We start from the raw sequence: 16,693 nt of genomic DNA on the forward strand, positions 1-16,693 counted from the left end.
CCCCCGGAAACGCACAGGGCCGTGCGCCGGTGATTCTTCACCGACGGCACGGCCCTGCCTAGTTTTCGTGATCGGTCGGAACACCTATGAGTTTCGGAGGCCTCGTCAGGCAGTGGTCATGTCGCCGAAGGCGATGTCCAGCGGTACCGGTACATCCAGTGTCAGTCGACGAGTGTGCAGGCACACGAGGTGATATCGGCCCTCGGATAGCCGATACTCTTCGATCTGGTCGATACCGTCGCCGGCCTCGGTGAGAAATACGATGAGGTACACGGGGATGCCTGCCACCGCGTACGCGGCCTTCTTCTCCACCGTATCGGTGTGGTGGGAACTGTCGGGAGAAACGATTTCGACGACGAGCACCGTGTCATCGGCGTAGAGCTTCGAGTCGTCGTCCAGGCAGCGGTACACCACGACATCGGGTCGACGCAGGCTGAGTGGGACATCGCTGAGGCGGACATCCACGTCTGTCTCGACCATCAGGCGTGGCTCCGGTTTGCGCGCGGCTTCCATTCGCGCCGCTATACGCCGTGCCACCCGATTGTGCAATCGCGATGGACTCTCGCACTTCACGATGTGACCGTCGATGACCTCGATCGTCCGGCAGAAGTCTTCGGGCAGCTGTTCGTAGTCCCGCGCGGTGATTTGCTCCGGGATCCAGCGATACCAGTCGCTGGGCGCGCCGCTCGTCATGCCGTGAGCCTACCGGCCTGCTCGTGCATGTCGTAGGCGGATTCCTGGTCGCCAGGCAGCCAAAAGAGGACAGGGCCGCTCGCATCGGTTGATGAATGCCGACGCAACCGGCCCTGCGCGGTTTGGGATGTCCCCGGTCAGAACACCCGCATGTCTCCCGGCGACCACAGACCGGAACGGTTCGCGGTGCCCGTCTCGAGGCGGGCGGGCTTCGCGTTCGGGTCGTACTGGTCGTAGCGCTCGAGCGAACCCCAGTCGCGCGCCCAGTCGTCCTTCAGGTAGGTCGGCATGGTCGTCGACTTGGCCAGCATCTGCGCGAAACCGAGTGGGCCGCCGAATTCCTCGGCCTGCCAGGTATTCGTGGAGCTGATGGCCAGCGGACGGTCCGGCAGGATGCGGTACTTCGGCACCTCGGCCACGCCGTTCTCGTGATAGAACGGCCGCTGGCACGGGAACTGCAGTCCGACCGCCCAGTCCAGCAGGATCGGCTGCTGGGAACCGAGGAAGTCGTTGAGCGACTCGAGCTTCGGCATCCGCGGCGGGGTGAACGCCAGCCACTGGTCACCGATCAGAATCCGGTCCTCGGCGACGATGCGCACGGTGTCGGCCTCCGGCGCGATCTCGTCGAGCGGCACCCGCAGGTTGCGCCAGGACGGGAACGGGCCGATATCGCGCGGCAGGTAGGTGCCGAGCTTCTCCACGGTGCCGTCGGGCAGGCGGCGGCCGTAGTCGACGGTCAGCGACTGGCCGTACTTCATCGTGCCGGTGTCGTCGAAGGACATGATGCGTCCGGCGGCCGAGATCACCACCAGCGGCCGGTCGGCCGAACGCGCGGGCAGGACGTACCAGCTCGAGGTCAGCGCGGCGGGCTGCTGCATGCCTTCCTGGTAGCTGCCCATGATCGGGGTCTTCGACGGGTCGAGGCCGAACGGCAGCGCGACGGTGCTGCCGTTCACGCCGCGCGCGCCCTGACCGCCGCCGGTGCCCGCGCTCTCGCCCTCGGCGAAGGCCGCGCCGACCGACTGGGTGGAGGTGTTGCCGGTGCCCGGCTTCACCTCGACGGTGTCGGCGGACAGGTCGTCCGGCACGCCGTTGGGGTCGAAGCCGACCGGTTTGCCGCCGCCGAGCGGATCGTCGTTGGCGGGCGGGTTGGCCGGATCGATGATCGGCGTCAGCCGTCCCTCGTTCGGGTCGGTCTCCACCAGCACGTCATTGGCCAGGCCGCACATGTTGCCGCCGAGCGCGTCGAAGTTGGAGCGGGCCAGCGAGTACGCCGGGTACTGCGAGTACGCGCCCTTGGCCAGCGACGCCACCTCCAGCAACACCATCAGCGCGGCGACGACGGTCAGCGGGATCGCGGCGAACTTACGAATTCGCCTGCCGCGCACGGTCTTCGCCGACGGCTGCGGCTTGGTGTAGTCCTCGCGCAACGCGAACCAGGCGACCAGCGCGAGCGCGAGCCCGAACAGGACGAGCATCAGCGTGTTCGACGAGTAACCGTGCAGCGAGATCTGCTTGTCGAACCACGGCACGCCGAAGCTGGAGACGTACCAGTAGCCGTTGATGCCGGAGAACGCGATCGCCAGCACGAACAGCAGACCCGCGAGGAAAATGGCCCGGTTCTTGCGGGCCCGCAAGGCGCTTGCCGAGACCGCGACCGCGGTGACCGCGGCCAGCGAACCGGCGATGCCGGCGTACGCGCCGAAGTGGTGGGTCCACTTCGTCGGGTTGAACATCATGAAGAAGATCGTGCCGAGGACGATACCCATCAACCGCCACGTCGGGCCGCTCGCGATGCCGGGCACCCGCCTGCGCCGCAGCAGCACCAGCATGGTGGTGAACAGACACAGCAGCATGACGAGGAAGGCGAAGCGGCGCGAGAGCGAGCCGTCGACGGTCTCCACGAACAGGTAGTAGTAGCGCAGGTAGTCCTCGTACCAGGCCAGGTTCGGGCCGGTGGCCTGACGCACCCGGTTCGCTTCCTGGATGCCCGCGAACGTCTGATCGCTGTAGACCACCGTCAGTACCAGCAAGCCCGCCGCCGCGATCGGCGCGAGCAACGGCAGCGCCCCATGTTCACGGTGACGGCGCACCACGATCCGCACCAGCGGCCGGATACCGGCGAGCAGCGCGGCGATACACATCAGACCGGTCGGCGCCGCCGCCAGCGTGAAGGCGGCGATCAGCACCGCCATCCCGGCGGGAAGCAGACGGCCGGTCGCGATGGCGCGCTCGATCGAAACCCAGGTCAGCAGGGCGCCGAGGGCGACGATCGGCTCCGAGCGCAGGCCGTTGTCGAACGGCAACCAGAAGGCGAGGAACACCAGGCCGCCGGTCCACAGCGCCACCTTGCTGGTGCGCACACCGCGCCCGAGGCGGGGCACCACCTCGCGGCTGATCACCATCCAGCAGAGGATGGCGCAGCACAGCGCGGGCAGGCGCACCCACGGGCTGGCCGTGGAGATCTCCGCGAACACCTGGATCACGTAGTAGTACCAGCCGAACGGCGCCTCGGGGACGCCGTACCAGCGGAAGTAGTTGGCCATGTAGCCCGCGTCCGGGGCGACCCGGACCATGCTGAGGATGTAGCCGTCGTCGGAGGTGTTGGCCCCGACGAAGTGCCACAGCAGCAGCGTGCCGATCACGGCGCCGTCGGCCCAGGTCGGCTTCAGCCAGTGGGCGGGCAGGAAGCGGCGGTGGCCGCGGCCGTCGCTGCTGTCGAGCCGGGCCAGCGCGACGAGGGCGACGAGCGTGCACAGCACCGCGGCGATCATCGCGATCAGCTTGACGAGCGTCGGACTGGAGCTGAACCGGGTGTCGACGGTCATGTCGAAGGACAGGCCTGCGGGCACCGCGCCCTTCAGATCGGAGAACACGCCGACCACCTGCGGCCGGAAGTCACCGGCCATCGTGCCCTCGGCGGGCACCTGCACGGTCTCGGCCTGTCCGGGCGCGCCGCCCTGAACGGGTCGGTCGACCGTCAGCATCATGCCCTGGAACGCGGCGAAGGTGCGGTTGTGGTCCGACGTGATGGCGATCGAGGAGCACTCGCCCATCCGTGCGCGCTCGGCCGAGGCCACCACCGCGTTGCGGTTCACCACGTCGACTGACGTATCGGAGACCCGGACGAACATCGCCTCGAGCGCCGCGCGGTCGCCCTGCGGCGGCGCGGTCGCCAGCAGCATGCCGCCCTGCTCGGGCAGCGCGGCCACCGTCGAACACGGGATGCTCGCCCGCAGGTCGGTCGGCACCTGCGACATCAGCGGCGCCTGCACGTTGCCGAGCGTGCCGCCCTGCGGCCATTTCAGCACCGCGGTGGTCTGCTCGACGGGCAGGAACGGCGTGGCCAGTGCCAGCAGCGCACCGAGCACTCCGGCCACCAGCGCGATTGTTCGCGCCGTCCGGAAGTCCTTCGGTCGGACTTCGGGCGCGGCGGGAGGCTTCGTCAAGACAGCGGTAGCGACGTCGGGCACGGTTGGCAATGCTAGCGGGTAACCGGACGAAGCCGGGCTCGGGAAGCGCGCGACGAGTTACTCGAATTTTCGGCCGAGGGTCCTTTTCCCCCCGAAAGTGGACCCGACTTGGTGACCCATTCCCCGGCGAATGGAAAGGTATGGGTATGACCAAGGTGAATCTCGAGACGAATTTCGGAGCTATCGTCCTGGAACTGGACGCGGAGAAGGCGCCCTCGACGGTGCAGAACTTCGTGGATTACGTGAACGCGGGCCACTACAACGGCACGATTTTCCACCGCGTGATCCCGGGCTTCATGATCCAGGGCGGCGGTTTCGAGCCCGACATGCGCCAGAAGGGCACCAACGCCCCGATCAAGAACGAGGCGAACAACGGCCTGAAGAACAACAAGTACACGGTCGCGATGGCCCGCACCAACGACCCGCACTCGGCCACCGCGCAGTTCTTCATCAACGTCGCCGACAACGACTTCCTGAACCACTCGGCCCCCACCCCGTCCGGCTGGGGCTACACCGTGTTCGGCGCGGTCGTCGACGGCACCGACGTGGTCGACAAGATCGCGGGCGTCGCCACCGGCTCGGCGGGCATGCACCAGGACGTGCCGCTCGACGCGGTCGTCATCACTTCCGCGACCATCGGCTGACAACCGGAGGAAACGCGAATCGGGCCGTCTCCCAAGGGAGTACGGCCCGATTCCGGTTCGCGAGGAGCTACAGCGGCAGCAAGTGGTGCTTGCGCGGGTTGCGCGCGAGCTGCTTGTCCCGCAGCAGATGCAGCGCCCTGCGTAGCTCGAGGCGGGTGCTGGACGGCTCGATGACGGCGTCGATGTACCCGCGCTCGGCGGCCACCCACGGCGTCGCCACGGTCGCGTTGTAGAAGTCGATCATCTGCTGGCGCATCGCGGCGCGCTGGTCCTCCGGCGCGGCCTCGATCTGCTTGGCGCCGATCAGGCTCACCGCGCTCTCAGCGCCCATCACCGCGATGCGGGCCGTCGGCCAGGCCAGGTTCACGTCGGCGCCGAGCTGCTTGGAGCCCATCACCGCGTAGCCGCCGCCGTAGGACTTGCGGATCACGACGGTCACCTTCGGCACGGTAGCCTCCACGAAGGAGAACAGGAAGCGCCCGCCGCGTTTGATCACGCCGATCTTCTCCTGCTCGACGCCGGGCAGGAAACCGGGCGTGTCGACCACGAAGACCAGCGGGATCTCGAAGGCGTCGCAGAGCCGGACGAAGTGCGCCGCCTTGTCCGAGGCGCGGGCGTCCAGCGCACCGGCGTACACCATCGGCTGATTGGCGACGACGCCGACGCTGCGGCCGTCCACGCGGGCGAAGCCGGTGATGATGTTGCGCCCCGCGCTCGCGCCGACCTCGTGGAAATCGCCGTCGTCGAAGATGCGCAGCAGGATCTCGTGCATGTCGTAGCCCGCGTTGTCCGAGTCGGGCACGAGCGAATCCAGTTCGCGGTCCGTGTCGGTGATCTCCGGCTCCAGGCCGGGATTCACGATCGGGGCTAGCTCCTGGCAGCTGGTCGGCAGGAAGCCGAGGTACTCGCGCACCCACTGGAACGCGGCCGCCTCGTCCTTGGCGACGTGATGGATGTTGCCGTACTCGGCCTGGCTCTGCGCGCCGCCCAGTTCCTCGAGGCTCACGTCCTCGCCGGTGACCTCGCGGATCACCTTCGGCCCGGTGACGAACATGTACGCCTCTTCGGTCGCCACCACCACGTCGGTGTTGATCGGGGCGTACACCGCACCGCCCGCGCACTTGCCGAGAATCATCGAAACCTGCGGCACCAGGCCCGACAGCGGCTCCTGGCGTCTGCCGAGTTCCGCGTACCAGGCCAGCGAGGTGACGGCCTCCTGCACGCGCGCGCCGCCGGAGTCGTTGATGCCGACGACCGGGCAGCCGACCTTGGCGGCGTACTCCAGGATGTAGGCGACCTTGCGGCCGAACATCTCGCCGACCGATCCGCCGTACACGGTCTGGTCGTGGGAGAACACCGCCACGGGTCTACCTTCCACCAGGCCGTGTCCGGTGACGACGCCGTCGCCGTACAGCGCGGTGGGATCGCCCGGCTTGCGCACCAGCGCGCCGATCTCCACGAACGTTCCCGGATCGATCAGCATGTTGATCCGGTCGCGGGCGCTGGGAATGCCCTTCTTCGCCCGCTTCGCGACTCCCGCTTCCCCCGCCGGTTCCTGCGCCAGTTCTAGACGTTTACGCAGGTCGGCGAGTTTTTCGGCAGTAGTGCTCACTGTGCGCCTTTCGCCTCGATTTCCCCGAGCTTCGCGGTCAGGTCGGCACCGATCCGGCCGATCCGCGGCTCGTCGACGATCTGCAAGTGATCACCGGGGATGTGCACGATCTCGAGGTTCTCGATGTATTCGTCCCAGCCGCCGTTCGGGCGCCGGTCCCCGTAGCGGGGCTCCAGCTCGATCGCGCCGTCGTGGTAGCGGTCCGCCAGGTAGAGCACGACGTCGCCGTCGTAGCGACTCGGCTGGGTCTGCTGCAGCGCCCGCTGTTCGATCCACGAGGTGCGCTGATGCTCGAGCACGCCGCCCGGAATCTTCGCACCGCTCATCTTGATGAGGTCGGTGATCATCTTGTACTGCTCTTCGTCACTGGCGGCGGCCAGCTCTTCGATCTGCTCGCGATCCAGCTCGCCAGGGACGTTGTAGGTCTTCCTGGCGAAGACCTGGAAACGTTCGATCCGGCGCACGCGCTCGGCGGGGCTGTTGTCCTCGTTCTCGACGGGGATCGCCAGGTCGATCAGGCCGACCAGCCGAACGTCCGCGCCCTCGGCCCGAAGCAGCTGCGCGACCTGCAGTGCCAGGACCGCGCCGAGCGACCAGCCGTACAGCACGTACGGTCCGTCGCCCTGCAACTTGCGCAGCTCGGGCAGGTACTGGCGGGCACGCTCCTCGATCGAGCCGTCGACTCGCTCGAAGCCGTACATCGGAGTATCGGCGGGCAGCCGCTTGAGCAGCGGCTCGTACACCAGGGTGTTGCCACCGGCGGGGTGGAACACGAAGACCGGCACCGCGTTCGAACCTTCGGCGCGGGCGCGCAGCGGCCGGACGAAACCGTCCACGTCGGCGCCGCTGTCCTGGAGCTGGCGCACCACGTCGGCCAGCTGTTCGATCGTCTCGCAGTCGAGCACGTCGTCGACGGTGATCTCGGCGCCGACCCGCTCGGTGAGGCGAGCCGCCAGCTTCTCGGCGATCTCCTCCTCCAGGATCGGCAGGGTGTTGAAGATGCCGCCCGCCGACTTGCCGGTGACGACCGCCCAGCTGGCGAAGGTCAACCGCTCGGCGGCGTCGCGCGGCGGCACATCGTCCTCGGTTGCGGAGCTCTGCTCCTGACCGCCGAACATCGAGGCCGCCTCGGCGGGCGCGACGGCAGGGGTCTTCTGCTGTGCCGCGACGGCCGGAGTGGCCTGCTGCGCAGCGGCTTCGGCGACGATCTTCTCCGCCTCGGCCTCGACCGTGGTGTTCTGGACATCCAGCCCTGGCACCGGCGCGCCCGCGGCCTGCACCGCCACGGCCGGGTCGTCGCCCGACTCCAGCGCCGAACGCGCCGCCGCGAGAGCATCGCTGTCGACGGTGATCTCTTCACCCGCGGCCTGCTTGTCCGCGATCGCCTGCACCTCTTCGCGGTGCTCGATGGCGTAGCGCAGCACCTTGCCGACCTCGTTGAGGTTGGCGTCGCGCACGGCCTGGATCTGCAGCTGCGGGATGTCGAATTCGAACTCGACGCGGTTCTTGATGCGCATCGCCATCAGCGAGTCGAGACCCAGCTCCATGAGCGGGATCTCCATCGGCAGGTCCTCGACGGCGTAGCCCATGGACTCCGCGACGATGATCGCGAGCCGCTCCTCGATGGTCTGGCTGCCGTTGGGATCCCACCGGTCGCCGAAGGTCTCGACGACCTCGGGTTCCGCGACGGCCGCGACCGCGGTCTCGGTGACCGGTTGCGCCACAGCGGTTTCCGGCAGCGGGGCGCCGGAGGTCACCACGGCCTCGAAAAGCAAGCGGAAGGCGTTGCCCTCCTTGGCGTGCACCTGCGCCGACGCGCCGCCGAGGTGCGGGGTCAGCGTGGTGGTCAGCGTTCCGGCGGCGGGCGGCGCGCCGTGGGTGATCGAAGCGCCCACCGCGACATCGCTCAACACCTGCGCCGCAGCCGAATTCACCAGTGCGGCCATGTCGGTGACGACGCCCGCCTGGACCTCCCAGACGTGGCGGCCGTCCGGCAGCGCGACGTGCGCGCCGGGGATCCTGGTGTTGCCGCTTCCACTGGACATCCGGCTCTCCGGCCAGAACTGCTTGCGCACGAACACGGTTCGCGGCACATCGGCGTACTCGCCCGCGGGCAGCAGCGAGGACAGGTCGACGGCGTGGCCGTGCACGTAGAGCTGGGCCAGCGCGGAGATCACGCCCGCCGACTCGTCTTCCTTGCGCTTGAGCGTCGGGATGAGCTGCGCGTCGTGCAGCCCGGCCGCGAACGTGGTGCCCAGAACCTGCATCAGCGCAACGGAATTCGGCGCGAGTTCCAGGAAGGTGGTGTGCCCGGAGTCCACCGCGAGCTTCACCGCGTTGGTGAAGTACACGCTGTGGCGCATGTTCTTGACCCAGTAGTCCTCGTCGTGGATCGGGTCGTGACCGGGCCGGTAGAACTGCTCCTTGTTCACCGTCGAGTACAGGCCCGCCTTCATGCGGGTCGGCTCGATGCCCGCCAGCTCCGCGGCCAGCTCGCCGAGCAGCGGATCCATCTGCGAGGTGTGGCCGGCGCCGCGGGTCTGGAGCACCCGGGCGAACTTGCCCGCGCCCTCGACCTTGGCGACGATCGCCTGCACCTGTTCGGTCGGACCGCCGATCACCGTGTTGGTCGGCGCGGCGTACACCGCGACCTCGACGTCCGGGTACTCCGGCAGCATGGCCTCGACGTCCGCGGCGCTCAGCTCGACCAGCGCCATGTTGCGCACGTCGGCGTCGGTGATCATCGCCTCGCCCTCGCCCATCAGGCGGGAACGGGCGCAGATCACCCGCACCGCGTCCTCGAGCGCGAGGCCGCCCGCGATGTACGCGCCCGCGACCTCACCCATGGAGTGGCCGACGACGGCGGTGGGCTCGGCGCCGTGCGCGCGCAGCAGCGCGGCCAGACCGATCTGAATGGTGAAGATGCCGACCTGCGAGGTGCCGACGCTGTAGTCCTGGGCGTCGTCCAGGATCATCTCGCGAATCGAGTAACCGGCCTCGTCCTGCACCAACTCGTCGACCTGGTCGACGGCGGCGCGGAAGATCGCGTTCTCCAGGTAGAGCTGCTTGCCCATCTTGCGGTGCTGCGCGCCGAAACCGGCGAGCACCCAGACCGGGCCCTGCGCGGCGGGCGCGTCGGCGGTGAACACGCCCGTGCCCGGCTTGCCCGCGGCGATGGCGCGCAGACCGGCGACGGCCTCTTCGTGCGTCTTGGCGATCACGACGCCACGCGAACGCCAGTGGCTGCGCTTGGCCAGCGAACGGGCCACGTCGGCGAGCGGGACGTCGCGACCGGCATCGGATTCCAGCCAGTCGGCCAGCACGGCGGCGGCGCGCTTACGGCGGGAGGGCAGGTAGCCGGACACCGCGAGGATCACCGGCAGCGGCTCTTCGCGGTCGGCCGACCATTCGGCGGGCGCCTCGGCGGTTTTCGCCTCGGGGGCCGCAGCCTCGACGACTTCCGCTTCGGCCTCGGCGACCACCTCGGTCGCCTCGGCGATCACGTCGACGTTCTCGTCATCCAGGTTCGGCTCAGCGGAAACCTCGACAGGCGCGCCCTCAGCGGGCGCGGCAGCGGACGCCGCATACTCCTGAAGCACGATGTGGGCGTTGGCACCGCCGAAGCCGAAGCCGGAGATGCCGACGGTGGCCACGCCGCTGTAGCGCGGGAATTCGGTCGGCTCGTCGACAACCTTCAGGCGCGCCTGCTCGAACGGGATGTACGGGCTCGGTCCCGCGAAGTTGATGTTGGGGGGAATGACGTTGTGCTGGAACGCCATCACCACCTTGGCGAGAGCAGGCACGCCCGCTCCGGACTCCAGGTGACCGAAGTTCGTCTTGGCCGAGCCGAGCAGCGCGGGCTTGTCGGCATCTCGTCCACGACCGACCACCCGGCCGAGCGCATCGGCCTCGATCGGGTCGCCGATCGGGGTGCCCGTGCCGTGCGCCTCGATGTAGTCCACGGTGGAGGGCTTGATGCCCGCGTCGCGGTAGGCGGCGCGCAGCACGTCGGCCTGGGCGTCCGGGTTCGGCGCGAACAGGCCGTTGGAGCGGCCGTCGTTGTTGATCGCGGAACCCTTGACGACCGCGTAGATCTTGTCGCCGTCGCGTTCGGCGTCGGCCAGGCGCTTGAGCACGACAAGACCGGCGCCCTCGGAGCGGACCATGCCGTCGGCGTCGGCGGAGAACGCCTTGATCCGGCCGTTCTTGGCGACCGCGCCGTTCTTCTCGAAGCCGAGCGTGGCCACCGGGGCCAGGATCATGTTCACGCCACCGGCCAGCGCGAGGTCGGCGTCACCGTCACGCAGCGCGCGTACGGCTTGATGCAGGGCGACCAGCGTGGACGAGCATGCCGTGTCGACGGTGACCGAGGGACCGCGGAAGTCGAAGAAGTAGGAGACGCGGTTGGCGATGATGCCCGTCGATGCGCCCAGCAGCGCGTAGGCCTCCGCCGAGATGGGCAGGCTCGGGTCGCGGTCGCCGAGGCCGAGGGCGGCGATCAGCTGGAAGTCCTGAGTGGACGAGCCGATGAAGATGCCGACCGACTCGCCCTTGAGTTCACTGGCGGGAATCCTGGCGTGCTCCAACGCCTCCCAGGTGAGCTCCATCATCAGGCGCTGCTGGGGGTCGACCCGCTCGACCTCGATCGGGGACATCGCGAAGAACTCCGCGTCGAAGCCCTTGACCACGTCCTGGTCCAGGTAGCCGCCACGAGTGTTGCTTTCCGCGACGATCTTCGCGATGTTCGGGTCGGCGGTGAACTCCGACCAGCGGCCTTCCGGCAGCTCCCGGATCGCGTCGCCGCGGTTGATCAGGAACTCCCAGGTCGACTCCGGGGTGTCGCCCGCGCCGGGCAGCCGGGTGGAAAGGCCGACGATCGCGATGTCGTGCGCCTCGCCCGGGGTGTAACCGGCGGTGTAGAAAGCGTCGTCCGCCGACTCCTCGGGCGCCTCGGGCTCACCGTGCACGATGACTTCGGCCAACGACGCGATGGTCGGGTGCTTGTAGACGACGGTCGCGTTCAGCACCACACCCGTGAGTTCCTCGATGTCGCCGCCGAGGGCGAGTGCGTCGCGCGAGGCGAGCCCGAATTCCTCCATCGGCCGGTCCACCGTGATCTGCTCGATCGGCTGGCCGGTCGCGTCGGCGACCCAGCGGCGCAACCACTCTCGCAGTTCGGTCACCGACATGTCGGCAGTGGCGGGCGCGGCCGTGCCTTCCGTGGCGGCGGGCGCGGTTTCGGTCGTCTGGGTGGGCGTGCCCTCGTTGTCAGCCATCAATTCCTCAAGCTACCTGTCTGCGTAACCGGGCGCGCCGTGAATTGACGCTCGGCGTGGATGAGATCCGCGCCGAGCGTCGATGATCGGCCCCTAACTCACCCTGGGCAATTACTCTTCCGGTGCATCGGGGAAAGCCTGCTGGGTGTAACCGCCCCGCAAGGTTCCCTCCAGATAAGCAGTCTTGCAGGCGCGCCGGGCGATCTTGCCGCTGGAGGTGCGCGGGATCGAGCCCGCGGGCACCAGCAGCACGTCGCGCACGGTGACTCCGTGGCGCTGCGAGACGGCCGCGCGCACCGCGTCGGCGATCGGCAGCGGATCGGCCTTGCCCGCGCCGGGGCCACGCTCGCCGACGATGACGAGCTGCTCGGAGGCGTCGTCGGCGTCGAAGGACTTCAGGCCCGAGTGGCTGCCCTGCTCGAAGACCTCGGCGGGCAGCTGGTTGGCGGGCACCGAGAACGCGGCGACGAAGCCGGGGCGCAGCGCCTTGCTCGCTTCCTGCGCCGAGTACTCGAGGTCCTGCGGGTAGTGGTTGCGGCCGTCGACGATCACCAGGTCCTTCACGCGGCCGGTGATGTAGAGCTCGCCCTCGAAGTAGACGCCGTAGTCGCCGGTGCGCATCCAGTGTGCGTCGGACTCGACGCCCTCGGTGTGGCTGCCGGCGACGAGCGGCTCGGTGATCTTGTTCTGGAAGGTCTTCGCGGTTTCCTCCGGTCGGCCCCAGTAGCCGATGCCCATGTTGTTGCCGTGCAGCCAGATCTCGCCGACCCGGCCATCGGGCAGCTCGTGACCGCCGCCGTCGCTCTCGACGGTCTCCGGGTCGACGATCACGGCCCACTGCGACTTCGCCACGTAACCGCAGGACACCTGCGCGATGGCGTTCTCGGAGTCCTGCTCGACCTTCACCATCCGGCCCGCGTTGAGCTCCTTGCGGTCCACGTAGACGACCTTGGCCTCGTCCTCGGCCTTGGTCGCCGAGACGAACAGGGTCGCCTCGGCCATGCCGTAGCACGGCTTGATGGCGGTCTTGGGCAGACCGTAGGGCGCGAACGCCTCGTTGAACTTCCGCATCGAGGAGGTGGTGACCGGCTCGCTGCCGTTGATCAGACCGATGACGTTCGACAGATCCAGCGATTCGCCCGGCTTCGGCAGACCGCGCGCCGCGGCGTGCTCGAACGCGAAGTTCGGTGCGGCGGCGAAGGTTCCCGCGCCGTCGGAGACCGCGGCCAGCTCCTTGATCCAGCGGTACGGGCGGCGCACGAACGCGCTCGGCGACATGATGGTGATGTACTTGCCGCCCACCGCGGGCAGGATCACCGTCAGCAGGCCCATGTCGTGGAACAGCGGCAGCCAGGTGACGCCGCGCGAGTTCCAGTCCAGATTGATGGAGTGGACCATCTGCAGCAGATTGGTGCCGACGGCGCGGTGGGTGATCTCAACGCCCGCCGGTACCCGGGTCGAGCCCGAGGTGTACTGCAGGTAGGCGATGTCGTCGATCTTGATGTCCGGGCGCACCCAGGTCTCCCCGACACTGTCGGGGATCGCGTCGACGGCGATGATGCGCGGGCGCTGCGCGGCGGGTAGCGCGCGGAAGAACTGGCGCACCCCGGCCGCGGAGGAGCTCGCGGTCAGGATGGCGGAGGGCTCACAGTCGCCGAGCACCGCGTGCAGGCGGTCGGTGTGGCCGGGCTCGTCCGGGTCGAACAGCGGCACCGAGATGGTGCCCGCGTAGATGGCGGCGAAGAAGGAGACCACGTAGTCGAGGCCCTGCGGAGCCAGGATCGCGACCCGGTCGCCCGGCTTGGTCACCTGCTGCAGTCGGGCGGCCACCGCGCGCAGCCGGACTCCGAATTGCTGCCACGTCAGCTCGTGTACCTCACCATCGCGTTCCCGCGAGTAGTCGATGTAGCGGTACGCGAGAGTGTTCGCGTCGTTGCGGGTGTGCTTCTCGACGTGGTCAACCAGGGTGTGATCCTCGGGAATACGGATGTTCCCGGTTTCGTCCAGGTAGTCGTCGAAAGTCTCGTCCATTCCTTCTTCTCCTCCGAGGCACACGCAGCAAGACGGCGGCTCCACCGCCCGTCACCTATCTGTGAGGCCCCGACTCGCTTTCGCCCGCGGGTGCTCTTGTTCCTAGAGCCGAACCTGCAGATTTTCACGCGGTCTGCGCGGTGACCGCTATCGGCTAAATGTTTTCGAACCAGAGTGATGTTACAGAGAAGACCCGGTCACTCATCCCGCAGCAGGGGGATAACCGGTGCGAACGCGTCCATCTGGGTGGGGAAAACCCCGACGTACGACATAGAAGTGAGTTGTCGCACACGACGGATCTGTTCGGCGATCTCCTCGAACGTTCCGATCGCCACGTAGGGCGAATTCAGGATGTCCTCGACCGAGAGCTTGGTGTCCACCTCCAGGTCGGGGTGCAGACCGCGGTCGATGGCCGTGAGCGCCATTTCGGCGGTCTTCTCCCGATCGTCGGTGATGACGATCGCGGTGATGGCCCAGTTCAGTTCGATCTGATCGAACCGCTCGCCCGCGGCCTCCCTGATCAGGTTGACCTTCTCGATGGTCTTCTCCATGGTGATGCCGGAGAGCAGACCCTTGCCGTTCTTGGTGGTGACCGGAACGACGGAGATGATGTCGGCGTGCTTTGCGGCCAGGCGCAGCATCTTCGGTCCGCCGCCGCCGGTGCAGATCGGCGGGCGCGGGCCCTGCCGCGGCCGCGGCGTGCCCTTGATGCCGTCGACCTGGTAGTACTTGCCCTCGAAGGTGCATTCCTGACCGCGCAGCAGCACGTCCAGAATGGTCAGCGCCTCGTCCAGCTTGGCCAGACGCACGCCGGGCGAGTCGTAGACCAAGCCCGCGGCCTGGTACTCGTCCTGCTTCCAGCCCGCGCCGAGGCCGACCTCGAGGCGGCCCTTCGACAGCACGTCGATGGTGGCAAGATCCTTGGCGAGCACCACGGGGTGCCGGAAACCATTGGCCAGCACCGAGGTTCCGAGGCGGATCTTCTCGGTGGCCTGCGTCAGTGCGCCGAGCGCGGCGATCGGACCGATCTGGTCACCGAGGTGATCCGGCACGACGAAGGTGTCGTAGCCGTACTCCTCGGCCTGCTGCGCCGTCTGCACGAACTTGCGGGCTCCGCCCTCTTGCTTGTTCCCCTCGCCCGCAGCCGCGAAGCGAAAAGGACGCAACGGGGTGCCCAATGCGGTCAGCTCACCGGCCGTGGCGGCGGCTTGTGTCATGAACTCATGCTCCTGGCTGTAAGGAAATGCGGCGCGAAGCCAGCCCCCGATACTCGGGGGTAGTCGCGATCATCAGCGCACTTTACAACGTGCCGACGAACTCCCGTGCGTTTGCGGCAGCACCGGATGGCCGAACACACGCCTCCATCGGCGTGGTTTGTGCCATCTCACGAATGCGGCGGCCGAGGGGCTCCCTCGATCAGACCGCCGGCCCAGTTCGCCGTCCACTGCGTGGCCGTGGTGCCGTTTCCGTCCACCACGAAACCATTGTAGAGAGCGTGCACCGGGTTTCCGGCGGCGCGCACCAGCGTGACCACGCTCGGAATCCAGTTCACCGGATTCAGCGCCTGCTGTGGCGAATCGCAGATCAGATCGCCCGGAGCGCAGATGGTGTAGGTGCGGTCGGCGAGCGCGCCGAATCCGTCCCGCGGACCGGTCATCGTGATGCCGGGCACCTTCAGGCCCGCCAGCGCGACCTCCGCGCCGACGCCGGGCGGCGGCGTGCCGATCGGGATGGCACCGCCCGTTTCGGGCCCGCCGGCGCGACGGCCGTCGGCGATCAGCGTCACGCCGAGCACCCGGTCGGCCGGAACCGGACCCTTGCCGGCCCCGATCTGCGCGGCGATGTCGCCCGCGATCACGGCTCCCTGCGAGAAACCGGCGATCACATAGGTGGTCAACGGGCATTCACGCGCTCGCTCGGTCATCATCTCGACCATCCGCTGGGTGCCCTCGGAACGGCTGTTGTTATAGGACTGCTGGCCGTCCGGCGGGATGGCGACCGGGTTCGAGAACTGCGCCACGTACGGGACGGTGTAGACGTCGACCCGCTCGGCGGGGAACTGCTGCCGCACCGGCCCGGAGATGTTGAGCATCAGCGACAGCGGATTGGCCGCCGGGTTGTGCGGGTCGTCCGTGCTGTTCGACTCCCACGTGCCAGGGACCGAGATCATCTGCACGTCCGGACACGTAGCAGGTTGCGAGGTAGGCGGCGGCGTCGGCTCGGGGCCCGGTTTCGGCACCCGCAGCCGTCCGGCCAGCAGGAACCACAGCAGGATCACCACGACGACGATCAACGCGATGACCGCGAGAAACACCAGGCACCCCGCCGGCCCTATCCGGCGGGGTCTCGAACCGCGACGAGCACTCACTGGCAGTAGTTCTGCTTGGCCGTCTGGATGTAGATCTGCCCGGCCTGCTCCACCGGCATCTTGGCCGGGTCGAAGGACGGATCGGAACCGGCCATGGCGTTGACGAACGTGGTCAGATCGGCCTCGGAAGCGCCCGCGGCGACGCCCTGGCAGACGTAGCTGCCGATGCTCAGCGCGATGTCCGGGCTGGAGGGGTTCACGCCCTGCGCCTTCAGCGCGTCGAGGAACTTGCGGTCCTTCTCGGTGAGGTTGGAGGTGTCGGCGGGCGGCACCTGGTTGGTCGGCACCGGCTGCGGGCGCTCGGGCGCTGCGGTCTCGGCGGGCGGGGCCTGCTCGGGGGCGGGGGCCGGGGTGCTCTCGTGGCCCTCGTGGCCGGTTTCGGCGGGACTGGTCGGCGCGGCGGCGGGCCGCGACGTCGCCGTCGTGGTCGGCGCCAGCGTCGGCGTGCTCGTCGCGGTCGAGTCGTTGTCACCGCAAGCGGCGAGCAGGCCGGTCGCGGCGATCGCCACGGCGACGCCCAGTACCTTTCCACGGGTCCGATGCATGAATTTATGTCCTCGATCTGTCGGCAAGGGGGATCGGTCGCCCCCAGGGTA

At 68.3% G+C, this 16,693-nt stretch carries 9 protein-coding genes; 1 reads left to right on the plus strand and 8 read right to left on the minus strand.

Annotated features, from left to right (window positions below):
• Positions 1-105: 105 nt before the first annotated feature.
• Positions 106-693, minus strand: a complete 588-nt coding sequence (locus NX1_RS13870) for a Uma2 family endonuclease (protein WP_068058373.1) — start codon at positions 691-693, stop codon at positions 106-108.
• A gap of 137 nt (positions 694-830) precedes the next feature.
• On the minus strand, positions 831-4,166 hold the full coding sequence (locus tag NX1_RS13875) for an arabinosyltransferase domain-containing protein (protein WP_084501404.1): 3,336 nt from the start codon (positions 4,164-4,166) through the stop codon (positions 831-833).
• Positions 4,167-4,312: 146 nt separating this feature from the next.
• Here NX1_RS13875 and NX1_RS13880 point away from each other — a divergent pair, with 146 nt between their 5' ends.
• Complete coding sequence (locus tag NX1_RS13880) at positions 4,313-4,810, plus strand: peptidylprolyl isomerase (protein WP_068058376.1); 498 nt, start codon at positions 4,313-4,315, stop codon at positions 4,808-4,810.
• A gap of 67 nt (positions 4,811-4,877) precedes the next feature.
• On the opposite strand, the gene NX1_RS13885 is transcribed toward NX1_RS13880, so the two are convergent.
• The 6 genes from NX1_RS13885 to NX1_RS13910 form a co-directional block, all read right to left on the minus strand.
• On the minus strand, positions 4,878-6,422 hold the full coding sequence (locus NX1_RS13885; protein WP_068058378.1) for an acyl-CoA carboxylase subunit beta: 1,545 nt from the start codon (positions 6,420-6,422) through the stop codon (positions 4,878-4,880).
• Positions 6,419-11,698: a polyketide synthase Pks13 gene (gene pks13, locus NX1_RS13890; protein ID WP_084501405.1), complete on the minus strand. Its 5,280-nt coding sequence runs from the start codon at positions 11,696-11,698 to the stop codon at positions 6,419-6,421. Before pks13 ends, NX1_RS13885 begins: the two co-directional genes overlap by 4 nt.
• A gap of 111 nt (positions 11,699-11,809) precedes the next feature.
• Entirely contained in the window at positions 11,810-13,729 is a 1,920-nt protein-coding gene (fadD32, locus tag NX1_RS13895; RefSeq protein ID WP_068058380.1) for a long-chain-fatty-acid--AMP ligase FadD32, read from the minus strand.
• 197 nt (positions 13,730-13,926) lie between these two features.
• Entirely contained in the window at positions 13,927-14,946 is a 1,020-nt protein-coding gene (locus NX1_RS13900; protein ID WP_068058382.1) for an LLM class F420-dependent oxidoreductase, read from the minus strand.
• 167 nt (positions 14,947-15,113) lie between these two features.
• Complete coding sequence (locus NX1_RS13905) at positions 15,114-16,097, minus strand: cutinase family protein (RefSeq protein ID WP_084501406.1); 984 nt, start codon at positions 16,095-16,097, stop codon at positions 15,114-15,116.
• A complete protein-coding gene (locus NX1_RS13910) occupies positions 16,094-16,642 on the minus strand; it encodes a DUF732 domain-containing protein (protein ID WP_068058384.1) in 549 nt (182 codons plus the stop codon). The genes NX1_RS13905 and NX1_RS13910 overlap by 4 nt, the downstream gene beginning before the upstream one ends.
• Between the last annotated feature and the right edge of the window lie 51 nt (positions 16,643-16,693).

This window comes from Nocardia xishanensis NBRC 101358, from assembly GCF_001613365.1.
GTDB lineage: Bacteria > Actinomycetota > Actinomycetes > Mycobacteriales > Mycobacteriaceae > Nocardia > Nocardia xishanensis.